Source organism: Polynucleobacter sp. MWH-S4W17 (assembly GCF_018687535.1).
In the GTDB taxonomy this organism is placed as follows: domain Bacteria; phylum Pseudomonadota; class Gammaproteobacteria; order Burkholderiales; family Burkholderiaceae; genus Polynucleobacter.
Genome location: NZ_CP061295.1, coordinates 1,972,145 through 1,991,423, shown reverse-complemented (window position 1 = coordinate 1,991,423; position 19,279 = coordinate 1,972,145). Strand labels below are relative to the sequence as shown.

The window sequence follows — 19,279 nt, the reverse complement described above, 5'->3', positions numbered from 1 at the left end:
CGATCCTTTGCCGTTAGGGTCTGCTATAAATCGAGCATTACTTATGGAAGCTATATGACTGCATCATCACGCCGCAATTTTTTAAAAACTTCCGCTGTTGGCATCGCGGCAGTTGCCAGTACACAAGCTCTAGCCCAGGCCCAAAATTTGCCACTAAAAACCATTGCCGAAGTTGAGGCCTTGGCAGCTAAAAAAGATGTTGAATCTACGGCGAGTTGGAATGATGGTTTGGTTCATCCAGCTCCATTTAAGAATCCGTTTGCGCAAGGGAAGGATCGAGGTTTGGCATTAGGTGGAGGTGGAACTCCATTGATTGCTTGGTATGCCGGGTACTGTAATGCACTTAAGAAGGCCGGCGTAGATTTAAGTGTTGCAGATGTTGTGGTCGGAACTTCTGCAGGTTCAATATTTGGTGCAATGCTGACATCTGGGCACATGTGGCGCCTTATGGGTGAGATGGATCTTTTTGCGGATTTCCCAAAATTGCTTGCAGAAATGATGCCCGCATTAAAATTTAATGCTTCTCAATTAAGGGCGCAGCGTGCCGAGTTGACTGTGCACGATGGATCTCTTGCATCCATTCAGCGCATCGGCAAAGCTGCGATGGCTTCGTTCAATCCTGATGGTGTAGCCAATCACTACAAGGTAATGAGGAAGCTGCTAACGGCGTCTGCTTGGCCTTCAGATGGAATGTTTACTACGGCTATTGATTGCTTTACGGGACAGCGTATTGTTGTGTCAAAAGCCGATAATGTTCCTATTAACGTTGCTTGTGCCGCAAGCTCTTCAGCACCAGGCCAGGTTGGCCCTACATTCATAAAAGATAGGTTATGTATGGATGGCGGCATGAGCCAAAGTAGCACGCATAGCGATGTTATTGCCGGCGTTAAACGAGCCATTGTGATTTCTTTGGGCGATGGAACGATCAATGAGCAAAAGCAGGGATTGCGTTTATCTTCTCTGCCCAATACGATTAATCAAGAGGTGAAGGATTTGGAGGGCGGTGGCACAAAGACCAAGCACATTGTTGTTGGTCTTCCGCCTGGTTTATCTAAGGTAGAGAATCTTCTTGATCCAAAATGGATTGCACCTTATTTGAAGTATGGAAACGATAGGGGCATTGCTGATATTGCAATGATGAAAGCATTTTGGGCCTAATACAAAACTATTTATAAAACTGTATTTCCAGTGAGGTATCGCAAATGAACAAAATATTCCTAACTTTGACTGTGGCTTTATTTGCTCTCATCTTGAGCGGTTGCCTTGCCAGCACCACTTCTCCAGAAGGGGTGAATTGTGATTTCAGCCAAGGCAAGCCTTTGTGGGAAATGCCTTTGGCTTGTCAAGGACGTTAATATGCCAATGCAAAATTTTACCCAGATGGGCGACTTTGTCTGACCTGAGTCTTCAGGCCTTAGTACTCGGTTCCCTGGGCCTGTGCGCTGGGGTTTTAGGTGGCGTCATTGGTTTTGGTACCACCATCATATTGATGCCCGCTTTGGTCTATTTTTATGGGCCCATTCAGGCAATTCCCGTCATAGCTTTGGTTGCTACCGTAGCTAATCTTTCTCGCATTTTTTTGTGGTGGAACGTAATTCAATGGCGTGTATGTTTTGTATATAGTCTAGCTGCAATACCATTCACGATATTGGGCGTGAATATGCTCGTACAACTTAATGAGCGATTAATTGAAATAACTTTAGGAATATTTTTAATCGCGTTAATTCCGATTCGTCGCTGGATGCGCAACCAAAATTTTTATCTAAAACTTTGGCAGATGGCCCTGGTTGGGGCTGTTATTGGCTATTTGACTGGGATTGTTGCGACTACTGGCGCTATCAACACCCCCTTCTTTTTAGCCTACGGCCTCACGAAGGGCGCCTTCTTGGGAACAGAGGCGGCAAGTACCCTATCTATTCTGTTTACCAAGGGAATTACATTTCATCAGCTAGGCTTTCTCAATGTAACCGCAATCATTCAGGGGCTTCTTATTGGAGGCTGTGTTTTGGTGGGCTCGATCTTTTCTAAGAAAATTGTTCTGGCGTTACCGGAAAAGAAATTTTTGCTGCTGATGGAGCTGGTGATGTTAATTTCAGGCTTGTCGATCTTGGCCATGTCTTTCTAAAGTCGCCATCTAGAGTAAGCCAGCTTCTATCTTCTTACTTAAAGCGATACGCAAGTGCCATAAAGACATTGTCTTGGAATGAGCGATTCATGACTGGGCTATTATTAATTCCGCCACCCATCCATTTACGTCTGCCATATACATTGATATACCAGTTATCCACTACCGGAATCTCTACCATGAGTCCTGCTAAAAGATTGTTCGTCGCTGGTGCGCTATAAGCTCCATAACCAGTAGCTGTCGACTCTCCAGGGCTGATGCCATAGTAGTAGTTAGCATATTGACTTGACTGTCGTTCTATACCAATTTGCGGATAGAGGATTACTTTTTTATAGGTTTCAATTTCGGCGAAGTATAAAAATTCATAGAGCGCCCCTTTTGATTTACCAAAGTCATGATAAGCATTAACAAAAAATCCCCCGATCGGCGTCTCTTGAAAGGTTCCCAGGCCAAGGGGTATTGGGTCGCTTCGGTTGATAGAGTTGCCATTGATTGACGACTTTACTTTGTAGGTGTCTAAATTAATTTTTCCGATGACTTCAAAGTAGCCGTAACCCATCTTGAAAGTCTTAATCCCCACCTCATCAATGCGAGCGAAAAAACGCTGATAGTCAAAAAAGGCATAGGGCAGAGCTAAGGATTGAGTCCCTTCGGTGCCAATATGTAAATTAGAGGTGTAAACGGCCGCACCGATATCGCCAACGATGCGATCCGGAAGCGCGTCCGGAATATCATCCAACGCGTAGGCGGGAATATGGATTGCAGTGGCAATTAAAAGAGCCGTTATGCGAAAAATCGATTTCATGTATGCATCATAAGCCCTTACGGGCCATTAGAGATCTAGATTATCTAGAGCCAAATCCTGAAGGTGGCTTATATCTGCCCAGCTATTCACCTTCCAGGCAAGTCCATCATGACTGATCCAATTGAGAGAGGCGTTAGGTACGGTAACGGCCTTTTCTGCATCCAAGGCTTGATTGCTCGCAATTCTGTACATCATATCCAATGCGCCTCCATGGCTTACCAATAAAATAGTTTTGCCTGAATGTTCTTCGCAGATTTCCACAAGCGCAGCTTTAATTCGATCTGCAAATTGTTGAATGCTTTCTCCATTGTGTAAGCTCTCTTCAATATTTCTGCTGAGATGAGATTTCCAAAGTTCTGGCTCACGTATCGGGGCTTCATCGGTAGTGAGTCCCTGTAGAGCACCAAGATGACGCTCTCTTAACCCAGCATTGGGTATCGCAGAGGTTTCGAATACATCTTCAATCGCTTGTGCAGTCTTTGCTGCTCGCTGAAGATCGCTGGTATATAGAACGTCAAATTGAAGCTTCATATTTTTGAGGGCACGCGCCATTTGCCCTGCTTGAGCTAAGCCTCTGGCATTGAGGTCAATATCAGTGTGGCCTTGAAGGCGTCGTGCGGCATTCCAGTCAGTTTCACCGTGGCGAACTAAGCAAAATCGAGTAATAGTCATATGGCAATGATAAAGACCGAATTACTTTTTGAGAGTCCAGGCGCGCGGATTGTGTTCAAAGCCAATATGTCCGTAATATTCATTTGCCTTAGGCGCTGCTAAAAGTACGATCATGCATTCAGGACCAAGGCGCGCTTTGGTTTCCTCAATCAGTTGCTTGCCAATCCCAGAGCGTTGATATTTTTCATCAACGGCTAAGTCCGCAAGATAGGCTACATAGGAGAAGTCAGTTAGCGAGCGAGAAATGCCCATCAAAGTTTCGCCATCCCAAGCGGTAATAGTGAGATTAGCGTTATTGAGCATGTCCGTAAATGTTTGAACGTTGTGAATAGGGCGCCGCTCTCCAAGAGTGGAGCGCTTGTATAGATCGATTGCTTGCTCAGCGCTAATTGTGGCGTTGTCGCGATATTGAATCATGTCACTCCTCATCTCTTATGAAGAGCTTATCACCCGCAGCCAGGACTCCGGAGTTTAAAACCTCAGCTCGAATGCCGCCACGCCCCTCGAATGCCTCCATGAAACTAGGCTTGCCGAGTAATTGCGCCGGTCTTTCACAGGGGGTGCATAGTTCTGTGCCAAGTAGCTGAATGTCACCTAGCTGAAATCGTTGGCCCACGAGCGCATTGAGTTCAGATGCCGTAATGCCTGCAAGCGCAATATTACGGCGTGTTTCAGAGCCATCAAAAGTCGGTTCATCCCCAGCTGTTAACCAATCATTTGCTGTATCGATGGCAGATAGGGCGATGATGCTGATGTGACGCACTTTAGTTGGCTCGATGGCTGAATAGGCGCCCGTACCTAGCGCATAACGGTCACCTTCAAGGCCAATGCCAACTATGGCTTTGGCAGTGCTGACAGATAGCATCTGCTTGCTAGCAGACGCTGCTAGATAGATGGCTTGAATATAGGCATTGAATTTCATATGGAGTGTTTACATATTACAACTCATGCTTTGATGATTGTTAATACAATAAATACAACACAAGAAAAAGGGCAACGGTGAATAAAGAAAGCAAGGGAATGCTAATTGGCTTTATTGGCATTCTAATTTTTAGCTTAACGCTACCAGTAAGTAAGATTGCTGTTTTAAGTTTTAACCCGTATTTCATTGCTTTCGGAAGAGCAACCCTGGCAGGACTAGTTGCACTCGCCTATCTTGCTTATAAAAAAGAGAGCACACCCACTAGGGTGGATTTCGTGAAATTTGTGGTCATAGCCCTGGGTGTCGTGTTTGGTTTTCCTATATTTACCACTGTTGCAATGACTCAAGGTTCGTCTTCACACGGGGCAGTGATTTTGGGGATGATGCCGCTTGCTACCACCGTTATTGGCGTGCTGCGCTTTAAAGAGCGTCCCTCCTTAGGGTTCTGGCTGGTATCTTTATTGGGCGCCGGTTTAGTCATTCTGTACGCTCTATTAAAGAGTTCCGGCAGCTTTACGTATATTGATGGCCTTTTAGTGCTTGGCGGGATTAGCGCTTGCATTGGTTATGTAGAGGGCGGCGAACTCTCCAGAAAAATGAATCCACGCGCGGTCATTTCTTGGGCCTTGGTCATTTCCTTGCCGCTGAATATTGTAATGACTTGGTTCACTTATAGCCCAGAATATATTCATGCGGATGCCGTGGCATGGACTAGCTTTGTCTATCTAAGTTTATTCCCCATGTTTCTTGGCTTCTTTTTTTGGTATGAGGGACTTGCGATTGGTGGCATTGCACGCGTCAGTCAAGTGCAGCTAATTCAGCCGTTTTGCACTTTAGTAGCAGCAAGTATTTTGTTGGGCGATTCACTCACGGCGATGAATTTAATCTTTGCTATATTGGTTGTGTCTACTGTCATCCTTGGGAAAAGAATGTTGGTAAAAAGAGCGTAGTTTTATTTGTAACCATGAAATTAAAAAGCCCCGATTAAACGGGGCTATTTAATTATGCGGCAACAACTTTGTGTTTGCTGAGTGCGCGCAAGATTTTGCTTTTCTCTTTGGGTTTGGTGCTCGATTCTAGTAACTTAGTAAGTTGAGCGGTATTCAGGGGGCCTAAGCGCGCTTTTCCCGTTTTGGTGAGCATAGAGTCATTTTTTCTGGTTCTTTGATTTTGGCCTACAGCCATGGAGTTTTCCTAGGGTAATGGAATGATGAATCTCAATGACTTTCGCAAGAGATTCCCCTGTCTAGGGCGCACAATAGTGATCACAGTCCAGAATAACAGTTAACAAGTCTAGAAGCTATGATGTAGCCATGATCAGCCTACCCAATCTCATTTTTGCCCTGGTTATGGGATTCTTAATGTCCTCAAGCATTACGCTTGCTACTACATTTGTTCGTATTGGCCTTGCAGAAAATTTCTTCTGGGTATGGTTTGAAGTTTGGTCAGTAGCTTACCCAGTGGCCATTGTTTGTATTCTGATTTACAGGCCATTTGCTAGCAAAATCACTGCAAAGATTATGAAGGTGCTGGAGCTCAATAAGCTCTAGCTTACAGATGAGGAATGATTAAATGAATGTATTGATGAAGTCTTCTATTTTGACTATATGTTGCGCATCTATTTTGAGCGCTTGTGCTGCGGTATATACCGATGCATCAGATTCTAATCACGTTACTTTTCTAAATAGTAGTGGTGAATCAATTGAGCAATTAACTCAGAAGGCCGGCGCCTATTGTGCGCAGTACGGCAAGATTGCCTCGTTTAGAAGTAGTGATACGCAGTTAGTTGTCGTTTTTGATTGCAAAACAACACGCTAATTTAGTACAACCGCTGGACGAATTAGCCTGCCAAATCGGATTGATAAATTAAGCCAGCATGCTCTCTGAGGGCATGGAATTGAATAGACTCCCAACGTTGTTGGGCAACATCCAGTTCTGATTTATGTGATGCCAAGAAAACGGATGCGCCCACCACGTCTTCTGCCATACGGTGGATATTTTCTTGGGTAAATTTTTTCAGGGCAACAGGATCGTCTGAGCTAACCCAGCGAGCCAGGCTATAGCGGGCAGGTAGAAGACGCACTTCTGCACCGTATTCAGTTTGGAGGCGATGGCTTACCACCTCAAATTGAAGTTGACCAAAGGCGCCAAGTAGCATGGTGCCCCCAGCCATTGGCCTAAAGACCTGAATAGCGCCCTCTTCACCCAATTGCATCAGTCCAGTACGCAGTTGCTTAGAGCGCAAAGGGTCGGCAGATTCAACCATGCGGAAAATTTCTGGTGCAAAGAATGGGAGCCCCGTAAATTGCAATTGCTCACCTTCGGTTAAGGTGTCACCCAAGCGCAGCAAGCCATGATTTGGCAAGCCAATGATGTCGCCTGGAAAGGCCTCATCCAAAATATCGCGTCTTTGCGATAAGAAAGAGAGCGCATTATTCGTTCGAACTTCTTTGCCGTTGCGACAAATCTTGAGTTTCATACCGCGCTGAAAATGGCCAGAACAGATGCGTAAAAAAGCTACACGGTCACGATGTGCGGGATCCATGTTGGCCTGAATCTTGAATACAACCGCTGAGAACTTGTTCTCGGCAGGGCTGACCTCACGTTGCAAGGCTTTACGTGAGCCTGGCGATGGTGCAAGCTCAACCAATGTATTGAGAATTTCGCGCACACCAAAATTGTTGATGGCTGAACCAAAGAAGACCGGTGACTGGCGGCCAGCTAGAAAGGCTTCGAGATCAAAGGCTGGCATTGCTTCTTTGATCAGATCCACTTCAGCCAGGGCATTTTCTAAGTCTGTGCCCAGACGCTCTTTAAGGGCTGGATCATTTATAGCAACTACTGCATGTGAGTCTTCGGTCACGCGATCTTCACCTGCTTTGAACATGCGCATACGAGCATGGGCGATATCAATCACTCCAGCAAAGGATTTACCCATGCCAACTGGCCAAGTGAAGGGCACTACTTCTATGCCAAGCGCAGTTTCAATCTCATCCATTAATTCCATTGGAGGCTTAACTTCGCGGTCCATCTTATTAATGAATGTCACGATAGGTGTATTGCGTGCACGGCAAACTTCAAGCAAGCGCAATGTTTGAGATTCAACACCATTGGCCGCATCAATCACCATGAGAGCGGAGTCGACCGCAGTCAACACACGATAGGTGTCCTCGGAGAAGTCTTGGTGGCCTGGCGTATCTAATAAATTAATGACGCAATCGCGGTATTCCATTTGCATCACCGAGCTTGCTACAGAGATGCCGCGCTGCTTTTCAATTTCCATCCAGTCAGATGTTGCATGACGGCTGGCTTTGCGTGCTTTAACACTTCCTGCGATCTGAATGGCTCCCGCATACAGCAGTAACTTTTCTGTAAGCGTAGTTTTACCCGCATCTGGGTGGGAGATGATCGCAAAGCTGCGACGTCTAAGTACTTCTACGCCTGGAGTGCTGGAGGTAAGAGTTTCGATGATAATTCTGCGTTGAGTATCTAGGTTCGGAGGCCATTATAAGCGTGCCAAGGTGCTTCAGAACTGCTCATGAGCCCCTACGTAGCGCCATTGCCCGGGAGGAAGCGGCCCCAATGAGATGCGACCCATTCTGACGCGTTTGAGACCTATCACTTTAAGGCCCACCATCTCACACATTCGACGAATTTGGCGCTTACGACCTTCACGCAACACAAAGCGAAGCTGATCTTCATTCTGCCAGCTAACCTGTGCAGGCTTGAGTTCTACCCCATCAAGAGAGAGACCATGTTTTAAGCGATCTAAATCTTCAAAAGAGAGAGCCCCCTCTACGCGCACTAAATATTCTTTTTCGATTGGGCTGTTTTCACCAATCAATAATTTGGCAATGCGGCCATCTTGAGTTAGAACTAGCATGCCCGTAGAGTCAATATCTAGCCTGCCTGCCGGTGCTAGCCCTTTCGTGTTAAAGCGAGGACTTCTACCTCTATCAAGCGGGCTGGCAAAGTAGTTTTCAGGGGTAATCAAAGAAGCCGCCGGTTGATATTCCTGCTCATCGTCATAGTGAGAAATATAGCCAACGGGTTTATTTAGAATGACGGTAATGCGAGAGGCTTGCTGTGCTTTGGCGCCAGATTGCAACTCAATTTTTTGATGACGGTAGGCGCGAACACCTAATTCATTCACCACTTCGCCATCTACTGTGACTAAGCCTTGCTCAATATATGAATCCGCTTCACGACGGGAGCAAAGGCCAAGCTCAGAGAGTAATTTTGAGACGCGTACTTTTTCTTCCATGCTTGCATTATCCGGTATCAGCGCTAAATACTGGCCTGGAGTTAATATGAGGGCAGACGAAATAAAAACGCCTGCTCATAATTTAATAAAGGATGACCAAATGACTGTTGCATTAAAAAAACCACCAATCTATAAAATCCTTTATTTTCAAGTACTTACAGCTGTTGTAATTGGCGTTCTACTGGGCCACTTTTACCCAAGCTTGGGTACGGAAATGAAACCATTTGGAGATGCCTTTATTAAAGGCATCAAGATGTTAATTGCCCCCATTATTTTTTGTACGGTGGTTCTCGGTATTGCCGGCATGGAAGACATGAAGAAGGTAGGCAAAACTGGTGGGCTAGCACTGTTGTACTTTGAGATTGTGAGCACGATTGCTTTGATGGTCGGCTTGGTTGTGGTAAATGTGCTTCAGCCAGGCGCTGGCATGAACATCGATCCAGCAAGCTTAGACACCAAAGGAATTGCTGCGTATACCGGGCCCGGAAAAATGGGCACTACTACGGATTTCTTAATGAACATTATCCCGAGCAGTGCGGTTGATGCATTTGCTAAGGGTGAAATTTTGCAGGTCCTTTTTATTGCAATCTTGTTTGGATTTGCATTGCATAAGTTCGGTGGTCGTGGAACTATGGTGTTCGACTTAATTGAAAAAACATCCCATGTTCTTTTTGACATGATTGGTGTGATTATGAAGTTCGCGCCTATTGGCGCATTCGGCGCAATGTCATTCACTATTGGCAAATACGGCATAGTCTCCTTGTTCTCTTTGGGCAAACTCATGGGCGCGTTTTATTTAACCTGCCTGCTCTTTGTGTTCATTGTCTTAGGAATCATCGCGCGAATTAATGGGTTCAATATTTTTAAATTCGTGCGCTACATTAAAGAAGAGTTGTTAATTGTTTTAGGTACTTCATCATCCGAATCCGTCTTGCCACGCATGATGGAAAAAATGGAGCTGTTGGGCGCCAAGAAAACTTGTGTTGGCCTCGTTATTCCAGCGGGTTATTCATTCAACTTAGACGGTACTTCTATTTATCTAACAATGGCCGCAGTATTTATCGCACAAGCAACCAATACGCCAATGACACTCATGCAGGAGGTCACACTCTTGCTGGTGCTGTTGCTGACGTCTAAAGGTGCAGCGGGTGTTACTGGTAGTGGATTTATCGTTTTGGCAGCTACTCTTTCTGCTGTCGGAGATGTTCCTGTTGCTGGTTTAGCCATCATCTTGGGCATCGACCGCTTTATGTCTGAAGCACGAGCGCTGACGAATTTAGTTGGCAATGGTGTGGCTACGATTGTGGTTGCTAAGTGGACTGGCGAGCTAGACCAAAAGCAATTAACTAGTGTGCTAAATCGCGACAATTGGATTGAGGCACAAGAGCCGGAACTAATCTTAGATCAAAAGCAGGACAAAATGCGCTGAGAATTAAGTGCGCACAATGTGAACGCTACAGGGAGCCTCTTCGACGATTTTGGTCATTGAGGTTCTCCAAGGCGTTACCTTATTAGGTAGCTTATGTGATGCTCCAATCAAAATGAGGGAGGCATCATTGTCTTTGGCAAATTCAACGATTCGAGAGGCGGGATCAAGTGCCTCAAGTACATGATAGGAAATTCTTTCGGGCGGTAATTTGAGTGGCTTAGCCCACTCCATCAGCTGTACTAAGTGGCCGCGGACGATGCCGCTAGCTGTTTGACTTTCATGATTGCCTTCATAGGTTGGTGTGCTGGCAATCGTGCTCAAGCAAATTAGGCGACTTTCAGGATGGGCCTGTAATAAATTTTTTGCCGTAATTTGCATGCGCTCACGCAGAGCTTCATCGGATTGACGTGTATCTATCGCAGCAATCATGAGGGGTGCATCAAGGCTGCCCATACTAGGCCGGGGGCTGGGAGAGGGCTCGTAACCAGCGGCTTTGAACATGCCTTTGAGGTTTTCCCAAAAGCTAGGTGGCTCAACACGGTCGGCGCGTTCGGTGAGCGTAACGCCCTCGGGGTCTCGCAATACTTGACGTAAACGCGCAGCGCTTTGATAGCGATCGGCAGCGCGTGGCTCTAGACATCTCAGTACTACCTCTTGTAACCAGCGAGGAATTTCTCTGCGAATAGCGCGTGGTGGAAAGGGTTCTGCCCACATCCGTTTGCGTAGACCACTCATTGTTTGGGGGTTGCCAAATGGCAGTTCGCCAGTCAGCAGCTCGTACATGATCACGCCAATAGAAAAAATATCACTTCGCGAATCAGAGCGAATACCGGCTACTTGTTCAGGAGAAATATAAGGTGCAGAGCCGATACCTTTTCGCATCTCTTCTGCAAGCAAGTCTGGGTATCGAGCGTGGTGCGACAAACCAAAATCAATGAGCGTTAACTTTCCCTTCTCATCAATCAAAATATTTTCAGGTTTGACGTCGAGATGAATGGCGTCCTGCGAGTGAAGTGATTGAACGGCTTGCGCCAAATCTGCGCCAATGCGCACTACCTCATCAATCGTAAATACCTTGCCTTCTTTGATGTAATCCTCTAATGGCCGGCCCCCAACCCTTTCCATTGCAATATAAGGACGCGTGGCCATATTGCCCGAACCTAAATATTGAGGAACATAAGGACTTTTTAGGGACCGCAGGATGGTGAGTTCGGTTTCAAAGCCAATCAAACTTTCAACCGGTTGATCTCTGCCAACACGCGGGATTTTTAGCAAGATAGGGACATTTATTCCCTCTTTAGTTGCTGAAAAAAGACTAGCCATTCCACCGCGGTGAACTTCCTTGCCTAAGACAAATCCATCTACTACTTTGCCTTCTTGAAATATATCGTCTACTGCTTGAATGTCGGTATTGATTGGCATTGTTTATTTGCCAGTGATGAGGCGGTTTGCCAGGTCTTCTGGCAGGCCAGCGCGACGTACTTTCTCTGCGGCAGTATAGTGATCGTAGGGCGTACGATGAAATGTAAGCACTTCTGAAGCGGGCTCAAAAACAGCAAAGCAGGCTTCTGGATTGCCATCTCTGGGCTGACCAAGAGAGCCGACAACACCTACCCATTGGCGATGAGGTAGTACCGGAATTTCATCACCAGGGTGTGGTGCAAATCGAATGAGTTTCCCAACAGCGCTTTGATAAAAAAGCGCTTGCTCATGCGCATGACCAACAAAAGTGTAGTTTTTCCCAGAGCTTTGTACACAACGCCATGCACTCATGCTGTCAGTAATGTAATTCCACTCTGCTGGATTGTAAGCGGAGGCATGCACAAAACAAATCTGATCTTCTTGAACCATCAGAGGAAGATTTTTAAGAAAGCCTACATGGTCATTATTTAGTTGAGATTTAGTCCACTCAATGGCGGCATTGGCACTGGCGTTCATTTGATTGCGGCTATCTTTAAAAACAGCCTCATCATGGTTGCCAAGAATGGCAATCGCTTTTTTGTTTTCTACGAGCGCGGCAACGCGTTCAAGCAGCGCAACAGGATCAGCGTTATAACCCACGAGATCACCCAGAAACACCATGCGAGTAACGCCAAGTTCCTCGGCGCGAGCCATGCAGGCATCAAAAGCTTCTAAATTGCTGTGGAGATCGGCAAATAGCCCAATACGTTCAGTCATCTCTTAATGATAGGACAAAAGGCCCCTAGTTAGAAGGGTTATAGGGGCTCGGACCATTATCTGGGCGATTTTTAAAGCGCTTGTGAACCCAGTAGTATTCCGCCGGCCGAAGTCGAATTTCTTCCTCAAAGCATTGATTAAGGCGTGCGGTGTCTGACTTGGGGTCTGCCCCAGGAAAATTCTCTAAAGGCTTCCCAATTTCGCAAAGGTAACCTGACTCATCTGCTTTTAATGTGGTGGTCATTAAGCATACGTCTGCGCCAGTAATTTTTGCTAAGCGAGAAATGGTGGTGATGGTATTTGTTTGAATTCCAAAAAATGGCACAAATTCAGAATCCTTAAGGCCTAAATCAAGATCCGGCGCAATGATGATGAAGTCTCCATTACGAATTTCTCTGATGATCGCTTTTGCATTGCCTTGGCGATCAATTGAATTTCCACCAAAGCGATTACGCCATTCCACAATTCGTTTATTAAAAAATGGATTCTTCATTCTCTGGAAAAATCCTGAAGTACGCGGCCAATGTTTTGTTTTAGAGAGCGCGCTCAAAATAATGCTGCCCTCAATCCCTGTGAAATGCATGTTTACTAAAATGCGCGGTTTCTTGCTTGAGAGATCAACCGCTGACTTCACCTCAATCATATTGCTCAGTTGTTTAGAGCTGCCACACCAGATAATGCTTTTCTCTACCAGACTACGCCCAAGCAATCGCCAGTGCTCTTTGGCAAGACTGTCGATTTCAGCTGCACTTAGTTTTGGAAAGCATAAATGGAGATTTGTTTTGACCACTCGACTTCTATCGCTTGGAATTCGAGCCGCAATATATCCAAGGCCGTAGCCCAGCGCAACCAGAAGCCTGTATGGCAAAAGGGTAAGCAGCTTGAGTAGAACGACGACTACTTGATTGGAGAAAGACTTCAGCAAATTAGTTTTGCTCTGATTCGTAACGCTTTACGGATTTAGCATAGCGCTCTGCCATTTCTTCAATAGAGCTACTTGACATTCCCAAATCATTTACTAGGCCAGTTTCAAGGCGATAAGCCCAGCCATGAACAGTGAGATCTTGCCCGCGTGCCCAAGCATCTTGCACGATGGTTGTTTCGCATACGTTAACTACTTGCTCAATGACATTGAGTTCGCAAAGGCGATCTTGACGCTTAGGGGTTGGAATAGTCTCGCCTAAATACCGCCCATGTTTTTGATGCACATCCTTAACGTGACGCAACCAGTTATCTGCAAGGCCTATGCGTTTATCAGTTAGTGCTGCATGGACGCCTGAGCAACCATAGTGGCCGACTACCAGGATGTGTTTGACCTTGAGAAGGTCAATCGCAAATTGGATAACGGATAAACAATTTAAATCGGTGTGAACAACTACATTTGCAACATTTCGGTGAACGAATAATTCACCAGGTAGTAGGTTCACGATTTCATTCGCTGGCACTCGACTATCGGAGCAACCAATCCATAGATATTCAGGGGCTTGTTGAGAAACGAGGCGCTTAAAGAAATTGGCATCTTCCGCCACCATGCTTTCGGCCCAGGTACGATTATTGGCAAATAGCTGTTCTAGCGCTTGAGAATTCTTCATCGTCATGCTTTCAGTTTAAAGTACTTTAATGATGCCCAATTGGTTAAAACAAACCCCCACCGGAATTACCTTAAATTTACATTGCCAGCCAGGAGCCAAGGTGACCAAGGTCGTTGGCCTGCATGATGGTTGCTTAAAGATTTCTTTACAGGCACCTGCCTTAGAAAATAAGGCTAACGAGCTCTTATTAGCCTGGCTTTCTAAGCAATTAAGAGTGCCTCAAAAACAAATTCAATTCGTTTCTGGCCAGAATAGCCGCAAGAAACGAGTAGAAATTTGGGGGCCTATTAGTCCCGAGCAAATTGTGCAGTTGTTGAGCCCTTGATTTAAAGGTCGGCGCTTACCAAAATATTGCCCATAAGATTCCCAAAATAAGCACCCACTTACCTACGTAATAAACTGAGCGATGTTTTGCTTTGAGCTTTTTGGCTTGTGCGCGGAGATGGTAAAAATAGGTAAACAGAATATTTACAAAGCCTATTTTCTCGCCTTCAACATTTTGAGATGATGCAGCGCTCATGACATACCGCCCAAACCAGCGATTAAATAGAGCGACTGCCTTAGTGTGAACCGGGCGTTCGACATCGCAAAATAAGATGATTCTTTGCTGATCTGTTTCATTGGCAGCGAAATGAATGTAAGTTTCATCAAACATGACCGCTTCGCCATCTTTCCAGAAATAACGCTCTCCATCCACATCAATAAAACATTTGGGATCGTTGGGAGTCGCTAGGCCAATGTGATAGCGCAAGGAGCCTGCATAGGGGTCACGATGGCGCACCAGCGTTGCTCCAGGCGGCAGAGAGGCGAACATGGCAGCCTTGACCGAGGGTATTGATTTAAGCAGTGCAACCGTTTTGGGGCAACCTGCTTGGGCCGAGGGCACTTCTTTTCCATACCAGCAGAGGTGAAAACGCTTCCATCCAGTGCGAAAAAAGGAGTTAAAGCCAATATCGTTGTATCCAGTTGCCGCAGCAATAGAGCCACCTTCCTGCAGTGAAAGCGCTTCTTGTCGAATCATTTCCCAGTTATCTTGGATGGGCTGCATTTCAGGAAATTGGCTTACTGGAATAAAAGCACCAGGTTTTACTTTTGAAAATAAATACAAAAGTGCATTTACGGGAGCCAAAAGCACTTGGTAGTCGGTAAGGGATCTAACGACTCCAAAACGAATCTTTCCTCTGAAATAGACGTAAACGGCCGATGCAATAAAAATAAAAAAGATGATGTGGCGAATTTCCATGAGTTTTGTCTAAGTGAGGTAATTATTAATATTTTAATTTGTATATCAGATCTAAATTGACTATTTCTTATGCTTGGATGCTCATATACTTCAAGCAGAGGGTTTGAAAACCGGCCTAGGGTTTATGTGGAGTTTTGCTAAGGATGATCTTATGAATAGCTTTATAAAGTGGCTCTTAAGCCTTGTTTTAATTGGGTTAGTGGGTATTTCAGTCTATACATGGGGAATGCTAACTTGGAGCTATGGCAGTGGTGAGCGTGCAGGGTATGTCCAGAAATTCTCTAATCGCGGTTACGTATGCAAAACTTGGGAAGGCGAATTAGCCATGGTTTCTATGCCGGGCACGATGTCAGAAAAATTCTTCTTTACGGTGCGCGAAGATGCTGTGGCGCAAAAAATCAATGCTAATTTAGGTAAAAAGGTGGCCCTAAAGTATGAGCAACACATTGGTTTGCCAACTACCTGTTTTGGCGATACCGAGTATTTTGTTTCTGATATTACTGTTTTGGATGAGTAATTTGTAGTCGTAGTAAAAAATTGCTGTAACGCAACTTTATTTTTGTAATTTTTTGTGGTTAAAATCATGTAAGCGTAATGTGCGCTGACATCAATATCTATAAGGAGCTTCACTTGAACAAAGCCGAACTAATCGCAGCGATTGCTGACGACGCGGAGATTTCTAAAGCCAAAGCTGAATTCGCATTGAATTCTGCAATCGACACAATTATCAAAGCTGTTACTAAAGGTGACTCAGTACAACTGATCGGCTTTGGTACTTTTGCTTCTGGCAAACGTGCAGCACGTATGGGTCGTAACCCAAAAACTGGCGAGCCACTCAAAATTGCTGCTGCAAAAACTGTTAAGTTTTCTGCTGGTAAAGCATTTAAAGATTCAGTTAACAAGCGTAAGAAGTAATTCTTCCTTTGTTGATAAAAAAGCCCGGCATGCCGGGCTTTTTTATTCCTTCAAAAATCTCAATCAATCAGATGCAACACTAAGCTGAGTTAGCTTTGCACTAAACGACGGTGACGATGGATGCTCATTAATATCCCTGCGCCAAAGCCAAGTGTCACTAATGCAGTGCCACCATAACTAATAAATGGAAGTGGCACACCAACTACTGGCAAGAGACCACTCACCATGCCAATGTTGACAAATGCATAGGTAAAGAAAATTAAAGTCACTGACGCACCTAAGAGACGCGTAAATAAGTTTGGCCCGCTCGCCGAGATCGCTAAACCTCTTTTAATGAGCGCGAAGAACAAGGCAATCAATATCAGATTACCCAATAAGCCAAATTCCTCAGAGAAAACTGCAAAGACAAAGTCAGTATGTTTTTCTGGAATAAATTCTAGATGTGCTTGCGTTCCTTGGAACCAACCTTTGCCAAAGAATCCGCCAGAGCCAATTGCAATCATGGATTGAATGGTATGAAAGCCCTTTCCAAGTGGGTCGCTAGTCGGATCTAGCAGAGTGCATATGCGATGCTTTTGATAGTCGTGCACAAATGGCCACACTACATCATGGGCACAAATAGTGCCGCCAAAAATAATGATTAACAAAATACCAATAACACCCAAGCCAACAAACGGCAGTATCCATTTCCACGGTAGGCCCGCCAAGATGATGACGTATAGTCCTGCCGCAAAAACGAGTAGCGCCGTTCCCAGGTCCGGTTGGCGTGCAATTAAAAAAACTGGTATCGCTAAGATCACAGTAGCAATACCATAGTCCCAAGATTTTTGAATGCCTTCTCGCTTTTGAAAGTACCAAGCAAGCATCAGTGGCATTGCAATCTTCATGATCTCCGATGGCTGAATGACAACTCCAATATTGAGCCAGCGACGAGCACCCTTTTTAATGAGTCCGAATGCGGCTACTGCTATTAAGAGGGCAACACCAAATCCATAAATCCAAACTGCACCCATCTCCAACCACTTAGGTGGAATACGTGAAACGATCCACATCACTAAAAACGAGAGTGCGAGGTTGCGCAATTCATCTGTAATTTGTACGGGAGTATTTTGACTTGCAGATAAAAAAGTACAAAAGCCAACAGCCGCTAAGCCAAGCAGAATAAGGCCTAGCTGGCGGTCTAAACCAGCGAAGATGCTGGAGAAAAATACTTTAACTTTGATTAAGGGGCTCTTTTCCATTCAGGAACCTCCTTGGGCCACTTGCCCTCAATGTAGTAGTCCAATGCTTGACGTGCAATCGGAGCAGCATACTGTGCGCCGAAGCCTGCGTTCTCTACAACCATTGCAATCACAATGGTTGGTTTATCCGCTGGAGCAAATGCGATATACAAGGCATGGTCGCGCAAAAATTCTGCTGTGGATCCATGCTTGTAATCTTTGGAGTTCAAGCTAAATACCTGCGCAGTTCCAGTTTTCCCACCCACTTGATATCCAGTGCCTTTAAATGCTGCGGCAGATGTGCCGGAGTTATTAACCTCGACCATGGCCTTCTTAATCACTTCAATATTCTCAGCATTGAGATCGATGCGATAACTTTCTTTTGGAGTTGTCAGTACTCTGTTGCGAGTAAATGGATCTTCAATGGCTTTGACTAAGTGGGGCTTCATCACAATTCCGTTATTAGCTACGTTTGCCATGGCATGGGCTAATTGCAAAATTGTGAAAGCGTTGTAACCCTGTCCAATACCCAGGGAAATAGTTTCACCCTCGTACCATTTTTGCTGCTCAGGTTTTTTGAAAGTATTTTTCTTCCACTCGGTGGATGGCAAAACACCTCTTGCTTCGCCTTGTAAATCAATGCCAGTGATTTGACCAAAGCCCAATGGCTTCATAAAATCGGCAATCATGTTTACCCCCATGTCTCGAGCAAGCATGTAGTAATACGTGTCACAAGATTCAACAATCGACTTTTGCATATCGACAATTCCGTGACCACCTTTTTTATCGTCCCGGAAGGTGTGGTTGCCAAAGTCAAAGTAGCCAGGATCCGAAATTGTTTGTGATGGAGTACGCTTTTTATTTTCTAAAGCGGCTAATGCCATGAAAGGTTTGTAAGTAGATCCGGGTGGATAGATTCCTTTCAGTGGGCGGTTATAGAGCGGCTTCTGTGGAGAGTCATTCAACTCTTTCCAAGTCACCGAATCAATGCCTTCCACAAAATCATTCGGATTGAAGTTGGGCTTAGAGACAAAAGCCAATACATCACCTGTCGCTGGTTCAATGGCCACAAATGCACCGCGAAAATTTCCATATAGTTGCTCAACTAAATATTGGAGCTTGATATCAACGGAGAGAACTACATTTTTGCCGGGAACTGAAGGGGAGCTTGAAAGTGTACGCACCGGTTTGCCGCCCGCAGTAATTTCTACTTGATCGTAACCAGGCACGCCACGCAAAACATTTTCATAGCTTTGCTCTAAACCAATCTTGCCTACGTACTGAATGCCACGCAAAAAAGAAGCCTGCAAAGCATCGGGATCATCGGCCTTGGCGCCCTCAATTTCAGTCTGCATGCGCTCTTTGTCACGTTGCGAAACGCGGCCAATATAGCCAATCAGGTGGGAGGCTAATTCGTTGTATGGATACTCCCGAAAGCTTCTAGCCCGGATTTCTACCCCAGGAAAGCGATAGCGATTGGCCATAAACCGGGCGGTTTCGGTCTCGTTGAGCATGGAGCGCAGAGGGAAAGTGCCCATATTTCGAGAATCCTCCAGGGAGCGCTTGAAATTGCGACGATCCCGAGGCGAAATAGCAACGATTTCAGAAAGATCGTTGATGAGCTGATCTACGTTCCCTTTGACTTCTTCAGCATTCACATCCAAGGTAAGGGCAGAATAATTTCGACCAATAACGATGCCATTGCGATCAATAATGAGCCCACGATTTGCTGGCGCTGGAACCAAGGCAATGCGATTGCTTTCAGCCAGAAGTGCGTATTTTCCGTGGCTTACTAGTTGTAGCCATACAAGACGGGTGATGAGTAGTAAAAAGCAAAACGTGACAAATAGAGTCGCAATATGAATGCGCTCTTGAAAAGAGTCGAGATCCGGTTTTTTAAAAGAAACCATGCCG

Annotated in this window: 23 protein-coding genes; 9 read left to right on the top strand and 14 right to left on the bottom strand. The window is 45.3% G+C overall.

The features are described from left to right. Positions 1–54: 54 nt before the first annotated feature. On the top strand, positions 55–1,158 hold the full coding sequence (locus C2755_RS09995; RefSeq protein WP_215322373.1) for a patatin-like phospholipase family protein: 1,104 nt from the start codon (positions 55–57) through the stop codon (positions 1,156–1,158). A gap of 163 nt (positions 1,159–1,321) precedes the next feature. Beyond that, a complete protein-coding gene (locus tag C2755_RS09990; RefSeq protein WP_215321180.1) occupies positions 1,322–2,125 on the top strand; it encodes a sulfite exporter TauE/SafE family protein in 804 nt (267 codons plus the stop codon). A gap of 34 nt (positions 2,126–2,159) precedes the next feature. On the opposite strand, the gene C2755_RS09985 is transcribed toward C2755_RS09990, so the two are convergent. Genes C2755_RS09985 through C2755_RS09970 form a run of 4 tightly spaced genes read right to left on the bottom strand, consistent with a single transcriptional unit; the run spans position 2,160 to position 4,524 of the window. After that, positions 2,160–2,930, bottom strand: coding sequence for a MipA/OmpV family protein (locus C2755_RS09985; RefSeq protein WP_215321179.1), 771 nt, complete (start codon positions 2,928–2,930; stop codon positions 2,160–2,162). A 27-nt stretch (positions 2,931–2,957) separates the two neighbouring features. Beyond that, positions 2,958–3,602 carry a histidine phosphatase family protein gene (locus tag C2755_RS09980; RefSeq protein ID WP_215321178.1) on the bottom strand — a complete coding sequence of 215 codons (645 nt, stop codon included), beginning with the start codon at positions 3,600–3,602 and terminating at the stop codon, positions 2,958–2,960. Positions 3,603–3,623: 21 nt separating this feature from the next. Beyond that, positions 3,624–4,019: a GNAT family N-acetyltransferase gene (locus C2755_RS09975; RefSeq protein ID WP_215321177.1), complete on the bottom strand. Its 396-nt coding sequence runs from the start codon at positions 4,017–4,019 to the stop codon at positions 3,624–3,626. Between the two features lies 1 nt (position 4,020). Further along, positions 4,021–4,524 carry an MOSC domain-containing protein gene (locus tag C2755_RS09970; RefSeq protein ID WP_251368478.1) on the bottom strand — a complete coding sequence of 168 codons (504 nt, stop codon included), beginning with the start codon at positions 4,522–4,524 and terminating at the stop codon, positions 4,021–4,023. A 77-nt stretch (positions 4,525–4,601) separates the two neighbouring features. Between C2755_RS09970 and C2755_RS09965 the strand changes: the two genes are divergently transcribed. Beyond that, entirely contained in the window at positions 4,602–5,474 is an 873-nt protein-coding gene (locus C2755_RS09965) for a DMT family transporter (protein WP_251368477.1), read from the top strand. 52 nt (positions 5,475–5,526) lie between these two features. Here the strand turns inward: C2755_RS09965 and C2755_RS09960 are convergent, their stop codons facing one another. Continuing rightward, on the bottom strand, positions 5,527–5,709 hold the full coding sequence (locus C2755_RS09960; protein WP_072582586.1) for a hypothetical protein: 183 nt from the start codon (positions 5,707–5,709) through the stop codon (positions 5,527–5,529). Positions 5,710–5,837: 128 nt separating this feature from the next. Between C2755_RS09960 and C2755_RS09955 the strand changes: the two genes are divergently transcribed. Continuing rightward, positions 5,838–6,074 carry a DUF2798 domain-containing protein gene (locus C2755_RS09955; RefSeq protein ID WP_215321176.1) on the top strand — a complete coding sequence of 79 codons (237 nt, stop codon included), beginning with the start codon at positions 5,838–5,840 and terminating at the stop codon, positions 6,072–6,074. Between the two features lie 22 nt (positions 6,075–6,096). Further along, positions 6,097–6,342 carry a hypothetical protein gene (locus C2755_RS09950; protein WP_215321175.1) on the top strand — a complete coding sequence of 82 codons (246 nt, stop codon included), beginning with the start codon at positions 6,097–6,099 and terminating at the stop codon, positions 6,340–6,342. Between the two features lie 22 nt (positions 6,343–6,364). On the opposite strand, the gene C2755_RS09945 is transcribed toward C2755_RS09950, so the two are convergent. Further along, positions 6,365–7,993, bottom strand: coding sequence for a peptide chain release factor 3 (locus C2755_RS09945; protein WP_215322370.1), 1,629 nt, complete (start codon positions 7,991–7,993; stop codon positions 6,365–6,367). A 57-nt stretch (positions 7,994–8,050) separates the two neighbouring features. Further along, positions 8,051–8,788, bottom strand: a complete 738-nt coding sequence (locus C2755_RS09940; protein WP_215321174.1) for a pseudouridine synthase — start codon at positions 8,786–8,788, stop codon at positions 8,051–8,053. Positions 8,789–8,888: 100 nt separating this feature from the next. On the opposite strand from C2755_RS09940, the gene C2755_RS09935 reads away from it, so the two are divergent. After that, positions 8,889–10,217: a dicarboxylate/amino acid:cation symporter gene (locus C2755_RS09935; RefSeq protein WP_215321173.1), complete on the top strand. Its 1,329-nt coding sequence runs from the start codon at positions 8,889–8,891 to the stop codon at positions 10,215–10,217. A 3-nt stretch (positions 10,218–10,220) separates the two neighbouring features. Here the strand turns inward: C2755_RS09935 and C2755_RS09930 are convergent, their stop codons facing one another. Genes C2755_RS09930 through can form a run of 4 tightly spaced genes read right to left on the bottom strand, consistent with a single transcriptional unit; the run spans position 10,221 to position 13,993 of the window. Continuing rightward, positions 10,221–11,639: a protein kinase gene (locus C2755_RS09930; protein WP_215321172.1), complete on the bottom strand. Its 1,419-nt coding sequence runs from the start codon at positions 11,637–11,639 to the stop codon at positions 10,221–10,223. A 3-nt stretch (positions 11,640–11,642) separates the two neighbouring features. Beyond that, positions 11,643–12,395 carry a metallophosphoesterase gene (locus tag C2755_RS09925; protein ID WP_215321171.1) on the bottom strand — a complete coding sequence of 251 codons (753 nt, stop codon included), beginning with the start codon at positions 12,393–12,395 and terminating at the stop codon, positions 11,643–11,645. Positions 12,396–12,420: 25 nt separating this feature from the next. Then, positions 12,421–13,320 (bottom strand): lipid A biosynthesis acyltransferase, encoded by a 900-nt coding sequence (locus C2755_RS09920; RefSeq protein ID WP_215321170.1) that lies wholly within the window; start codon positions 13,318–13,320, stop codon positions 12,421–12,423. Between the two features lies 1 nt (position 13,321). Next, complete coding sequence (can, locus tag C2755_RS09915; RefSeq protein WP_215321169.1) at positions 13,322–13,993, bottom strand: carbonate dehydratase; 672 nt, start codon at positions 13,991–13,993, stop codon at positions 13,322–13,324. A 22-nt stretch (positions 13,994–14,015) separates the two neighbouring features. Here can and C2755_RS09910 point away from each other — a divergent pair, with 22 nt between their 5' ends. Beyond that, positions 14,016–14,312, top strand: coding sequence for a DUF167 domain-containing protein (locus C2755_RS09910; RefSeq protein ID WP_215321168.1), 297 nt, complete (start codon positions 14,016–14,018; stop codon positions 14,310–14,312). A 15-nt stretch (positions 14,313–14,327) separates the two neighbouring features. On the opposite strand, the gene C2755_RS09905 is transcribed toward C2755_RS09910, so the two are convergent. Next, positions 14,328–15,224, bottom strand: a complete 897-nt coding sequence (locus tag C2755_RS09905) for an aspartyl/asparaginyl beta-hydroxylase domain-containing protein (RefSeq protein WP_215322369.1) — start codon at positions 15,222–15,224, stop codon at positions 14,328–14,330. 157 nt (positions 15,225–15,381) lie between these two features. Here C2755_RS09905 and C2755_RS09900 point away from each other — a divergent pair, with 157 nt between their 5' ends. Together C2755_RS09900 and C2755_RS09895 are read left to right on the top strand one after the other, a co-directional pair. Continuing rightward, complete coding sequence (locus C2755_RS09900) at positions 15,382–15,747, top strand: hypothetical protein (RefSeq protein WP_072582885.1); 366 nt, start codon at positions 15,382–15,384, stop codon at positions 15,745–15,747. Positions 15,748–15,824: 77 nt separating this feature from the next. Beyond that, complete coding sequence (locus C2755_RS09895) at positions 15,825–16,145, top strand: HU family DNA-binding protein (RefSeq protein ID WP_011903860.1); 321 nt, start codon at positions 15,825–15,827, stop codon at positions 16,143–16,145. 89 nt (positions 16,146–16,234) lie between these two features. On the opposite strand, the gene rodA is transcribed toward C2755_RS09895, so the two are convergent. Both rodA and mrdA read right to left on the bottom strand, forming a co-directional pair. Continuing rightward, entirely contained in the window at positions 16,235–17,386 is a 1,152-nt protein-coding gene (gene rodA / locus C2755_RS09890) for a rod shape-determining protein RodA (RefSeq protein WP_215321167.1), read from the bottom strand. Continuing rightward, the gene (mrdA, locus tag C2755_RS09885) at positions 17,368–19,275 is read right to left on the bottom strand and encodes a penicillin-binding protein 2 (protein ID WP_215321166.1); all 1,908 of its coding nucleotides are present in this window, start codon (positions 19,273–19,275) and stop codon (positions 17,368–17,370) included. The genes rodA and mrdA overlap by 19 nt, the downstream gene beginning before the upstream one ends. Positions 19,276–19,279: the final 4 nt, after the last annotated feature.